The 12,629-nt window shown below is 41.2% G+C and carries 7 protein-coding genes; all 7 read right to left on the minus strand.

The genetic code is table 11. From position 1 onward, the window contains the following. On the minus strand, nt 1-636 hold the full coding sequence (locus DVR12_RS08025) for a glucosaminidase domain-containing protein (protein WP_116975156.1): 636 nt from the start codon (nt 634-636) through the stop codon (nt 1-3). A 281-nt stretch (nt 637-917) separates the two neighbouring features. Continuing rightward, entirely contained in the window at nt 918-2,669 is a 1,752-nt protein-coding gene (aspS, locus tag DVR12_RS08030) for an aspartate--tRNA ligase (protein ID WP_116975157.1), read from the minus strand. 143 nt (nt 2,670-2,812) lie between these two features. Then, a complete protein-coding gene (locus DVR12_RS08035; RefSeq protein ID WP_116975158.1) occupies nt 2,813-3,847 on the minus strand; it encodes an NAD(P)/FAD-dependent oxidoreductase in 1,035 nt (344 codons plus the stop codon). A gap of 66 nt (nt 3,848-3,913) precedes the next feature. Beyond that, the gene (locus tag DVR12_RS08040; RefSeq protein ID WP_116975159.1) at nt 3,914-9,889 is read right to left on the minus strand and encodes an alpha-2-macroglobulin family protein; all 5,976 of its coding nucleotides are present in this window, start codon (nt 9,887-9,889) and stop codon (nt 3,914-3,916) included. A 138-nt stretch (nt 9,890-10,027) separates the two neighbouring features. Further along, on the minus strand, nt 10,028-10,909 hold the full coding sequence (sucD, locus tag DVR12_RS08045; protein ID WP_116975160.1) for a succinate--CoA ligase subunit alpha: 882 nt from the start codon (nt 10,907-10,909) through the stop codon (nt 10,028-10,030). A 126-nt stretch (nt 10,910-11,035) separates the two neighbouring features. Then, a complete protein-coding gene (locus DVR12_RS08050; protein ID WP_116975161.1) occupies nt 11,036-11,851 on the minus strand; it encodes an ABC transporter ATP-binding protein in 816 nt (271 codons plus the stop codon). Nucleotides 11,852-11,853: 2 nt separating this feature from the next. After that, the gene (locus DVR12_RS08055) at nt 11,854-12,597 is read right to left on the minus strand and encodes an MlaE family ABC transporter permease (RefSeq protein WP_116975162.1); all 744 of its coding nucleotides are present in this window, start codon (nt 12,595-12,597) and stop codon (nt 11,854-11,856) included. Nucleotides 12,598-12,629: the final 32 nt, after the last annotated feature.

Raw genomic sequence — 12,629 nt, forward strand, 5'->3', positions numbered from 1 at the left:
TCAGTTAGCAGCACCCTGTTCGCTCGCTCCAGGCATTCCTACGGTTAACCATTTAGCGGATTCCGCAGAAACACTATCCATGCTGGCGTCCAGTTTATAGAGTTTATATTTATTAATAATGTTAGTAACTCTTCTGATCCATTCGTGACCAGCAGAGGAATAACCGCTAGTATTCATTTTTTTCAACCAGGTAGAGAATTCAGGGTTACCCTTCATTTCTCCGAACCATTTTTTCTTGGCCAGAACTGCCACAAAGTGCTCGTAAGAGGCCACATCATTGGCATATTGTTTATAGACAGAACGTTGACCAGGTTTGATTTCGTGTAAGTTGTTCTTACCTACAATTCCAAAGTGGTTGTGCAACAGTTTGGCATTTCGGCTTGTGCCTGTACCTGACTCCAGCATTGCTACTCCAAGGATTACGCTAGCCGGGATACCGGTTTCCTGCATCAGGTTTACAGATACCGGACTAAATTTTGAAAGGTAATTGTTTGTTGATTGTTGCGCAAACCCAACATTGCCGAGCATTAGCATAATTAACACCGCAAATGACCATACTGTCCGCTTGAAGAATGTAGAAATTCCCATGGTAGTACTACTTTTTGTAGGTGATAGTTTGTTTGTTTTCAGCATCATTTTCTTACTTCACATATCAACGATGATCACATCAGATCACACCGCAATATTAACTTTAAAAAATTAAATAATAAGTTTACTCTTCTTCTCTCTTCTCGATACTCGTTCGTTAATCGTTCGTTAAAAAAATTGTTACAATATTTTATACCAATCCCCTTTGACGCGGCGGTTTGCCAACTCAAAGGGGATTTTTCGCTACGAAAGCTCTATACTTGCAAAGACTATGCCGGCAAGTGCCAAACCAGTTTTTAGGCTGTTATTGATACGTTAATGACCAGCATTTATTCTTTTACAAGACTGATTCTCAATTCATTAAGTTGTGCTTGATCGATCTCACTAGGAGCATCCAACATAACGTCGCGGCCGGAATTGTTCTTCGGGAAGGCGATAAAATCCCGGATACTTTCACTTCCACCTAACAGCGAACACAGGCGATCAAATCCGAAGGCTATCCCTCCATGTGGTGGTGCACCATATTCAAAAGCACCTAATAAGAATCCAAATTTGCGTTCCGCTTCCTCTTTACTCATACCTAACGCTGCAAACATCTTTTGTTGCAGATCTCGTTGGAAAATACGGATCGAGCCTCCTCCAACTTCCGTACCATTTAACACGATATCGTAGGCGTTGGCCAAAATATTACCATATTGTGAAGGATCGTCCATTAAGGAAATATGCTCAGGCTTTGGCGACGTAAACGGATGATGACGGGCCACCCAACGGTTCTCTTCTTCAGCATATTCAAACAAAGGAAAGTCTACCACCCACAACGGTTTAAACTCGTTTTTGTTGCGTAATCCCAGGCGTTCTCCCATCTCAAGGCGGAGCTCGCTGGCCGCTTTTCTAGTGCGCTCTTCCTTGCCAGCCAGTACCAGAATTAAATCTCCCGGTTCTGCCTTGCATTGCTGAGCCCATAATTTCAGTTGCTCTTCGTCAAAAAACTTATCCACAGAGCTCTTTAGCGAACCATCAGTATTATACTTCACATATACCAGACCGCTCATGCCAATCTGCGGACGCTTCACCCATTCTGTCAGCTCATCTAACTGCTTACGGGTATATTCCGAACAGCCTTTAGCATTTACTGCCACAACAAGCTCAGCATCATCAAATACCTTAAAGCCTTTTGCTTTTACGGTATCATTCAAATTTACCAATTTCATCTCAAACCGGATATCTGGCTTGTCGTTACCATAGAACTCCATGGCTTCTGCCCAGGTCATCCGTGGAAATGCCTCGGTAAATTCAATACCCTTTATTTCCATGAATATATGCTTCAGCATATGTTCAAATGTACTCAGAATATCTTCCTGCTCTACAAAACTCATCTCACAGTCGATCTGTGTAAACTCAGGCTGACGATCAGCTCTTAAGTCCTCATCTCTGAAGCACTTTACAATCTGGTAGTAACGGTCGTAACCGCTTACCATCAGCAACTGCTTGAAAGTTTGTGGCGACTGCGGAAGTCCGTAAAACTGGTTCGGGTTCATCCGGCTTGGTACCACGAAATCTCGGGCTCCTTCCGGTGTAGAATTGATCAGAAACGGAGTTTCAACATCAATAAACCCGGCAGAATGAAGATAGTTACGGGCAGCACGACCCACCTGATAACGTAACTCCAGATTCTGTCTTACTATATTACGGCGCAAATCAAGGAAACGGTATTTCATCCTTAATTCATCTCCCCCATCCGTATCGTCCTGAATAGTGAATGGCGGAGTCTTCGCTGCATTCAATACTTTAAAATCAGTAACCGTGATCTCAATATCACCGGTTGGTATATTTTTATTCTTGCTAGAACGCTCTGTTACAACTCCTGTTACCTGAACCACAAACTCACGTCCTAAAGGCTGAGCATCCAATTTCGGATTCAGGTTCTCTCCAAATAATAATTGAGTAATTCCGTATCGGTCTCTTAAATCAAAGAAATTGATACTTCCAAATTTCCTCACTGTCTGAATCCATCCGGCCAGGGTTACTTCCTGACCTACCTGTTCCATTCTTAACTCTCCGCAAGTGTGCGTCCTATACATGCGTAAATAATTGATTTTATTTAATTTATGGTTGACCTACGGGATGAATTGTCTGAATTGGCGACCACTACCCAGTTGTTCAATTTAGCCCATAAAGGTGGCAAAGATAAGGTTTGAATCGGGCATTTCCTGTCCGAACTATGTTAAAAATATCGCTTTACATCAATCTCCGGCATCAGTACAGCGTTTTTAACAAGCACATCCTTGAAATGTGAAGCCATATAAGGAGCTAAGGAACAGCCCTTTGTACCAAGCCCATTGAATACACCAATAGCCGGGTGCTCCGGGTGAAACCCCACTATCGGCCTGCGGTCATTTCCACTTGGCCTTACTGCCGCCAACTGTCCTTTTATTATATATGGTACTTTTAAAAGCTGATTCAGGCTTTTTTCTAATATCAACCGCTGCGCTTCTGTAGGGTGGTCATCCGTGTAATCCCACACAAAGGATGAACCCGCCCAGAACAGTCCGTTATCCTGCGGCACCAATGTTATACTTTTCTTGATAATATCATTCGTCACCAACCCCGGCACTTCTATTTGCAAAACCTCCCCTTTATTTGGCAGAAACTTGATCTTCTCAAAATATGGATTGGCTGAGGTAGCTACTCCATCACAAAAAATAATCTTCTCTGCCAGTAAGTCACCATACCTCACCCCTTTTTCCAACAATTCAAGCTTGGCCAACTCGAAATGTTCAGCTTTCAGGCTTTCCCTATCATGCAAATATTTTCTGTAGGCTGGCAGAAATGAAGATAAGTTGATAGTAGCACCTTCCACAATAGCAGCCCCATGAGGCTGATCCAGAAATTCTTCATACCGTAGGGCTGATGGCACTTCGGTATAAGCACTGTCAGAAGTTTTTTGAAGAAAAGCAGATTGCATTTGGGCCGATGGGAATACGGACCATATCTGACGCGCTGTAAAAACCGACACCTGCAGCAAAGCCGAAAGCTGCAGATAAATAGCTTTTGCATACGGATAAATAGTATCATACATCCAGGCGGGCTCAAACCGGCGGCCAGAAACCGGATTAATAATACCGGCAGCCACCCGGGATGCACTGTTAGGCTTCGCGTCATCAATCACGATCACCCTTTTCCCTTCCTCGAGTAAGAACCAGCTCAGCATGGTACCCGCAATTCCCTGCCCTATAATAAGGTAATCTACTTCCTTCATGTTCACGCGAAGATAAAAGAGTATGTCGAAAATCCTAATCTAATTTCAACATACTCTTTTATTATACTATTCTACAACCTTCACATTAATACCTTCACTATGAGAAGAGAACTCCGGTGCATACATACATTCTGCAATGCTGATACCATTGGAATATTTACCCGTATGTGTTACAAACATCGTGTATTCAAATACGTGAGTACCCTTATTTAAATAGTTGAAGAAGAAATCAGTTGAGGCATCTTTGGTGCTCTGATAATAACCTAATCCATCCTGCCATCTTACTGTACTCAATACATCAGTTGGTTCAAAACATGCCGCACGCATGTCACGAAGATGAATGTACTCCATTGGTCTGTCGGCCCTCAGCACTATTCTTACTTTAACTTTATCGCCTACACGCAGTTCATTATTCTCTGTAATCCTGGTAAGTAAAGGACCATTATTCGTATTTACTTCCTTATACAATTCTTTTTCAATGGCCAGCGGAGTTTTAGCAAAAGTTATTTTATCCAACTCTTCAAAATACTGCCAGTAAACTGCTCCCCAGGAAGGTTGACCCTTACTTTGAGAAACTGTAAGCTCAATATTCCCCATTTCAGGCTTCACTGCCTTGGCTTCTATTTGTTGTTTAATATAACCGGTACCTGCTTCCTGTTTATCTGGTTGTATCGTTGTATTACCCAATTGTATTGTAACAACCGGAGAGGTAGATAACCAGTTATCGCCCTTTAGCAGTATTGCATATACGGCATCTGCAGTGGCTTTTGTTGTGCGCCAGTTACTTGTTTGTTTATTCTTTAATAACCAGGTTTTAAGATCGGTTACCTCTTTCGCATTATTGCCTGTCTCACTGAATGCTTCTATCATTAATGCCTGGGTTTCTATCGGTGCCTGATACCAGCTATATCCTACTTCAACACTCTTCCAGTACATGCCTCTCTCCGGATTATTGATAGCCTTTTCCTTTAAGGATTTGATTATATCACCAGCAGTTTTAGCATCATTGGTCCGGGAGAATAATATTGCCAGCATTCCTTCAGCATAGATATCTTCTTTAGTCCAATACTTCTTAGCCTGAGCTTTATAATATTCAAAAGCTTTAGCCATCTTTGGTTTTACCGGAATATTGAAGAAGCTTCTGGCATACAGATAATGAATCTGATAATAACCTATTTGCTTCTGATCCACCTTTACTTTGGAAGTAATCAGTCTTCGGTAGTCTTGATTCAATTGTTGATCAAGATATTCTATAGCCCTGCTGGCTATTACATCCGTTTTACTATCTGTCTTTCCTGTTATTTTCTTCAGATGACCTATACCGGCAACGATATACTGGGTAATAAAACGATCGGCATACATACCTGCAAACCAAGGGAAAGAACCATCAGGTAATTGTTTTTCTGCCAGTTGATCAATCGCTTTTTGAAGCTCCGATTCCATTTTCTTCAGATCAAATAACAGTGCTATATTCCTTTTCTGTTCTTCTTCTGATTTAGCTTCCAGTACCCAAGGTGTTTGCTCCAGCAATATAGATTTCAGTTCTTCATTTTTTTGGAGATTGCTCAGCAATGCAGCAGTATCAGTAGTTTTCCATCTTTCCAACACTTCCTTAATACCTGGAGCATGATTCACAATATGACTGGCAAGGTAATTTGCATAATAGCGATTGAAAACCTGCTCTGCACATTGGTAAGGATATTCCATCAGGTAAGGAAGAGACTGAACTGCATACCATGCAGGATTGCTGGTATACTCAACAGTAATCCCTTTCTGCTGTAGGCTTACAGAAGAATCGCTATGGAGTAGTTTTTCGAATTTGAACGATTGCTTTCCATCGCCTCTCATCTGTAATGGCAGAGATTCTGTTACCAGCATGGAATTAGAGAGAACAGGAATAGTATTTTCTTCTCCATCGCTGAATTGTGCGGCCTGTGCTATAACACGATAAACTAATGCACTCTTGAATCCGTGTGGCACCTGAACAGGAAAACTAACAACAGTACTTTGTCCGGCTTGTGCTGTAAAATGTTGCAGCGGGAAGATGTTCTGGAACCAGCCATCTACAGGCTGCATGGTTGCAGCATCAAGTAATTCCAATCTCGCCTGCCCGATTAGTAAGGTATCAGAAAGGTTAGATACCTTGGCTGTAAAGTTGATTTTATCTCCTTCTCTTACAAAACGCGGAGCATTTGGCGCCACCATTAAGGTTTTCTGAGTAACGATACTCGTATTCACCATTCCAAATGCCAGGTCTTTAGTATGAGCTGCTGCCATGAAATTCCACTTGGTAAGGGATTCCGGCATGGTAAACTCAAATGTAATATTCCCCGCGTCATCAGTTCTCAGCTCAGGAAGGAAAAAGGCAGTTTCCTGGAAGTTTTTACGTGGAGCAACGGAAGGTTCACTTTCAGGTTGCTCTGCCACAGCAGAATCAGCAACTGCATAAGTTTCGTTTTTAGCTTTCATATCTCCTGCGTATGAAATTTCTGCTTTTGCGGCTACCGGTACACTAAAATTACGCTTTGCCAATGCAGCAGGTGGAGGAGCAGGAAAAGACATGGCCCTCGATCCGTAGATGGCAGAGGACTGTAGTAAGGTATTGATAGAATTTACGGACATTAACTGATCGTATGTAATATTATCATACGATTCTGCCGGCATATTATAATGCAACTGAGATTGCTCAATATAAAAGCTATTATACCCCCTGAAAATTGATGGTTCCCCGGTAATTAACTGCCAGTTAGGTCTTTCCCAGTTATTAGGTGCAAAAGCATCAAGCGATGCATCATCCATATTTGCCACCATTTCTGCAGCAACCTTGCTTCCTTTATTTCCGGTAATAGTTACCGTCCATTTTTCCTTTTCTCCTGGTAACAACTTATCTCTGTGTGTTCCGATTTTTAAGTCCAGCTCTTTGTTATCCCATGGCACTTCCACTACTTTCTGAACAGTAAATAATCTGCTATCTCTTACTGCAACATAGTTTAGCACAATATTACCACGATCAGATTCTTTAACCGGAATACTGAATTGTTTTAAACCAGAAATAGTCAGGTTATTCAATTCATTTTTATACTCAGGTTGGGATTTTACTTCTATCAGATATAAATCATTTACTGAAGTACCAAGAGAATAAGTAGCTGTACTACCAGGCTGCACTGCATCACCGGCAGATAACAATTTCAGGTAAGACGGTACTATCAACGATTTTGCCGCAGGGTCTACTAATTCGATTGTAGATTTTTGAGTGATTTTTTCGTTATGCTGATCGGTAGTGGTGACTTCAATTTCGTAATACCCCTCGCTTATCTGAAGCTTACTCCAATCAACCTTTCCGTCTTTCTGTGCAACAAACGACTGATTATATACAACCTCTTTTCTTGGCCAGACAGTAGGCTTATTTTCATCTTTGTAAATATCATTCGGGAAGTAATTGACGTATGTTGATTCATCCATTACAAACTGGTCTGGCGTTCCCCAATAGCGCTCTCTTAACAAACGTTTTTCAGGTTGCAAAGGTCTGATTGTTACAGCAACCGTATTAGGCAGGTAATTCCCATTCAATCCTTCCGAGAAAACTTTTATATCCTTTAATTGTGATTTATTCACAACTGCTGGAGCTTCAATTTTTAATTCAACTGCCTGGTAGCCTACGTTCAACTGTTGAGTTGCACTTCTGGTTTCTCCGTTGAGGTCTGTAACATCTGCCTGTATAACATAAGTAAATATAGGTTTGGTGGATGCGTCAACAGTTTCATCAGGGATTGCCGGGAAGTCTACAGTAAAGGAACCATCGGCATTTGTGGTTGTTTCACCATTGATGATTTCTGTTCTGCCGTGCATTGGAGCGATGATCTTCCAGAACATCCATGGATAAGGGAAACGCACCTGGCGTGATACTGTATATTTTACTTTTGCGCCATCTATATTATTACCTGCATAAGCAAGTGCTTTACCTTTCGCTGTAACGTTATCACCTAAACGAATTTGATTAGACAATGTATCGAAAGCTACATAAAACTTAGGCCGTTTATATTCTTCAACTCTGAAGCCTTTATTCGCATTTCCTTTACTATCATCCAATCTGAAATATCCATTCAGTTTACCGGTTGGAAGAATAAATTTCCCGGAGTAAGATCCAAACTCATTTGTAGTGATTTTTATAGAATCGACCTTCTGTTGATTAACATCAAATAATGTTAAAGTAGTATGGAAGTTTGGTTGAATAGTGCTTTTACCTTGCTTATCTCTTTCTACAACTATTCCTTTAAAATACACTAGCTGACCAGGTCTGTAAATTTCCCGATCAGTAAATAGAATTGTAGAGATTTGTTTTTTAGGTTGATCTTCAAACTTAGACGGGAGCCTGTCGTTTATTACCAATCTATCGTTACCATAACTCCAGACCAATTTTCTACTGGTATAATAATCATTGTATCTTCCAAGTCTGATGCTTCCGTCTTTCGCTGCAATAACAGTAGTATCGAGCTTAGACTGGTCTCTGTAACTCGGTTTATATACCACCAGTTTTGCGCCAGGCAACGGTTTACCAGTAGTTCTGTCTAATACGAAAATCAGTTCATCATTACTGATATAGCTGATGTTGGAAACATTGACTTCCTGCGTAGTAATAGCAGCCGACTCCAGATCATACTTAGCAGAATTGCTTGAAATCAGCATATATCTGCCCAGTGGTAGCCCATCCACTTTCACCTCCACTCTATGAGTCAGATAATCTTTAGGATCAGGGATCTTCTGCTCCCATGATTTAAAGGCAGATTGAGCCAGCAGGAGTTTATAACGTTTATCTGAGTAATCATTTTCAACACTCTGAAGTTTTGCAACCAGTGCATCATCCAGTTTAATGAGCCTGAAATATAGTTTATCTATGTTTTTATAGGTCACAAAAGCTCTGAATGGCTTATCAGGTATATTCACCGTTTCCGTACTGATATTCAGGGATTTTTGCTCAATACTGTGAATAAGGCTTTTCCCTTTCCCTTCCAGTTGTTTTAGTTTCAGAGCCGACTCACAAAGAGCCATAGCTTTTACCAGCAGGGTAGAATCCTGAGTATTTGAATATGATTGATTGATATAAAATTCGGCTAATGCATAATAAGCATTTACTGCACCAGGTTGATTTCCTTTATTTTTTATAATTTCCTGCAGTACCGATACGTAGAGTTTCTCTTTATTTGGTAAAACCGCTACGTCGTTCATATATGCAATTCTTTCAAGATCTACGTCCATCAACGCTGCGGGATTGTTTGCATGAAATCTTAGCAGGTTTTGCAGGATCAATACTGCCTGGTATTGCAGAGAGCTGGAATCGGTAGTAGCAAAGTGATGATGTGCAAATTCGGAAGCAGGGGCAAAAGCAATGGGGTCCTTTATGGTAAATTGATTGGCTGGTTGGGTAAAGTCGCTAACTCCTGATTTAAAGAAATCGAGCGCTCTGTGAGCCAGCAGGTCATACAATGTAGGACGCAATTCTCTTGCATTTCCTTTGATCAGGATGGTATCATAATCAGCAATATTGGTTTGCTTTAAGAGTATTTCCTGAGATAAGGAAGAAAGGTAAGCCCCTTCTATTTCCCGTAGTAATTTAGTCAGCGTCCAGGTGGTGAAATCAGTGTTTTGGTCGTCCTGTATTTCAGTACGCTGATAGAATTTGTATCTGTTTCGCTGGTAATAGTTGTATAGTACCTCCGCTTTTATGCTTTGCAGGATAGCTTTTGGAGCTCCTGAAGCAGCCGAGATATCCTTATTGATAGTAGCAATATTTTTAGCTTCACTACTATCATCAAAACTCTCGGTATAATTAATCCTGGAAATCTGGGCTTTTAACTGCTCAGGATAATTTTTCTCTTTTGTGGCGTTTTTAGAGATTTCGTCGATTTTGATGAGAGCCGATTTAGGCAATCCTTTTTCATTAAATACATCTACCTGTTTCCAGGCTGCTTTAAAGTTGTACTGGGCCATTAATGAATTGGTAAAAAAGAGTGAAACAATGAATATTCTGATGAATAACCTCATACGATAAATATTTACAGATATATAGCCTTTTATTTTAAGGATGCGGGGAAAAACGGGATTCCATATTCATGATAAAAAAAAGGTGAAAAGCGAAGATTTAGCCCTCACTTTTCACCTTAAATATGATTAGATCGTAGATTATGCTTTTGCTTTAGATAATACTTCAGCCATTGTTCTACCAATGTTTGCAGGGCTTTCCACTACGTGAACGCCGCATTCAGCCATGATCTTCATTTTAGCAGCAGCAGTATCATCAGCACCACCGATGATAGCACCAGCATGACCCATACGACGGCCTGGAGGCGCAGTTTGGCCAGCGATAAATCCTACAACTGGTTTAGTACCGTTTTCCTTGATCCATTTTGCAGCTTCAGCTTCCATGCTACCACCAATTTCACCGATCATGATGATACCTTCAGTTTCAGGATCATTCATCAACAGTTCAACAGCATCTTTAGTAGGGGTACCGATGATTGGGTCGCCACCAATTCCGATAGCGGTAGAAACACCCAAACCAGCTTTTACAACCTGGTCGGCAGCTTCGTAAGTTAAAGTACCGGATTTAGAAACGATACCGATTTTACCTTTTTTGAAGATGAAGCCTGGCATGATACCAACTTTAGCTTCTTCTGCAGTAATAACACCTGGGCAGTTAGGACCGATCAGGCGAGTATTTGATCCTTGCAGGAAGTTTTTAGCCTTGATCATATCCTGAACAGGAATACCTTCTGTAATACATACCACCAGAGCAATACCAGCTTCGGTAGCTTCCATGATTGCGTCTGCAGCAAAAGCCGGAGGTACAAAGATGATAGAAACATTTGCACCGGTTGCTTTTACAGCATCAGCTACTGTATTGAATACAGGGCGCTCCAAATGGGAAGTACCACCTTTACCTGGGGTAACACCACCTACAACCTGGGTACCATATTCAATCATCTGCGTAGCATGGAATGTACCTTCAGTACCGGTAAATCCCTGAACAATCACCTTGCTATCCTTATTAACTAGAACACTCATCGCGCTTGTTTTATTGGTTTAATATTATATATCGGATTCTGGACGGCAAAAATAAGCCGAAATCACTAATTCTGCAATTTAGTGCCTTTAAGCTATTGCTACCAATTGCTTTTTGTAAAAAATCGCCTATTTATCCCCCTGCTCTTTCTTCAGCTGATCCCGCCATTTTCCGTCTTTGAACATCTCCAGCTGGCGTATTTCCTTCGCTTCCCTTAAGAACTCCGACGCAAAAATAAAGTCGTTTAACTTCTGGTCTTTACTGAACACAATATCTTTATTGCTTCCTTCCCACTGCTTTACCCCCTGATACATATATACAATCTTATCACCGCTTTCCATTACAGTGTTCATATCGTGGGTATTGATAACTGTGGTGATATTATATTCCTTTGTCAGGGATGTAATTAATTTATCAATCAAGAGGGAAGTTTGAGGATCGAGCCCCGAGTTGGGCTCATCGCAAAACAGGTACTTAGGGTTCAACACAATAGCACGGGCAATACCTACCCTTTTTTTCATCCCGCCACTAATTTCGGCAGGAAACTTTTTAGCGGCATCTTTCAGCTGCACTCTTTCCAGACATTCAGCAACCCTGTGTTTCTTTTCCCTTAGCGTTCCGGTACCAAACATATCCAGCGGGAACATCACATTTTGTTCCACTGTCATACTATCAAATAATGCCGATCCCTGGAACAACATCCCAATCTCCTGGCGAATTGTCTTTTTGGCTTTATCGTCCATCGCTGTAAAATCCTGGTTATCGTACAGAATCCTACCGCTGTTTACTTTCATCAGGCCAACAATGCATTTCATCATCACTGTTTTACCGCTACCACTGGACCCAATGATCAGGTTTACCTTTCCGGATTCCATTACAGCCGATACGCCTTTCAGTATTTCCTTGTCGCCAAAGCTCTTTCTTATGTCTTGCAGTTCGATCATGATTACAGTAAAATAGCAGTTAACGCGTAGTCCATGAATAATATCAATATACAACTTACCACTACCGCAGTAGTACTTGCCTTACCGATTTCCAGGGCGCCCCCGCTAACATTATAGCCATAGTAAGCCGATACACTGGCTATGATAAAACCAAAGGAAAAAGACTTGGCCATAGCAAAGAATACGTTGTATGCCTTGAATTCCTGTCGTAAACCTTGCATGAATTGCTCACTGGATATTACTCCTGAAAGCTCTCCGGCTTCTTTACCACCCCAGATACCCAGGAATCCCGCAATGCATATCAATACCGGTATCATTAATATACCAGCCAGAATTTTTGGTGCTATGAGATAGCCCTTAGTATTGATTCCCATGATTTCCAGGGCATCAATCTGTTCTGAAATTCTCATATTACCTAACTCTGAGGCTATTTTAGATCCTACAACCCCGGCCAGTACAATACTGGTTAAGGTAGGAGCAAATTCAAGAATAATAGTATCCCGTACTATCTGAGCAATAGTACTTCTGGGAATGATAGGACTTACCAGCTGGTAAGCTGTTTGTAAGGTGGTAACCCCTCCCATAAACAGGGAAATGATAAATACTATCCCAAACGAACCAACGCCAATATCCACACATTGCTGCATAAATTGCTTCCAATACATCTTCATGTTTTCCGGGCGGGAAAACATGCCTTTAAGCATGATCAGGAAGTTTCCGAAATGATAGAAGAATCTGAACTCCATAACTGTTCAAAGATAGGAAGGTTTTTTTCAAT

The organism is Chitinophaga silvatica, assembly GCF_003419895.1.
In the GTDB taxonomy this organism is placed as follows: domain Bacteria; phylum Bacteroidota; class Bacteroidia; order Chitinophagales; family Chitinophagaceae; genus Chitinophaga; species Chitinophaga silvatica.

Bases quoted from the DNA above. Each gene is read 5' to 3' on its own strand.
- DVR12_RS08025 (WP_116975156.1), bottom strand. From the start codon at position 636: ATGATGCTGAAAACAAACAAACTATCACCTACAAAAAGTAGTACTACC.
- aspS (WP_116975157.1), bottom strand. From the start codon at position 2,669: ATGTATAGGACGCACACTTGCGGAGAGTTAAGAATGGAACAGGTAGGT.
- DVR12_RS08035 (WP_116975158.1), bottom strand. From the start codon at position 3,847: ATGAAGGAAGTAGATTACCTTATTATAGGGCAGGGAATTGCGGGTACC.
- DVR12_RS08040 (WP_116975159.1), bottom strand. From the start codon at position 9,889: ATGAGGTTATTCATCAGAATATTCATTGTTTCACTCTTTTTTACCAAT.
- sucD (WP_116975160.1), bottom strand. From the start codon at position 10,909: ATGAGTGTTCTAGTTAATAAGGATAGCAAGGTGATTGTTCAGGGATTT.
- DVR12_RS08050 (WP_116975161.1), bottom strand. From the start codon at position 11,851: ATGATCGAACTGCAAGACATAAGAAAGAGCTTTGGCGACAAGGAAATA.
- DVR12_RS08055 (WP_116975162.1), bottom strand. From the start codon at position 12,597: ATGGAGTTCAGATTCTTCTATCATTTCGGAAACTTCCTGATCATGCTT.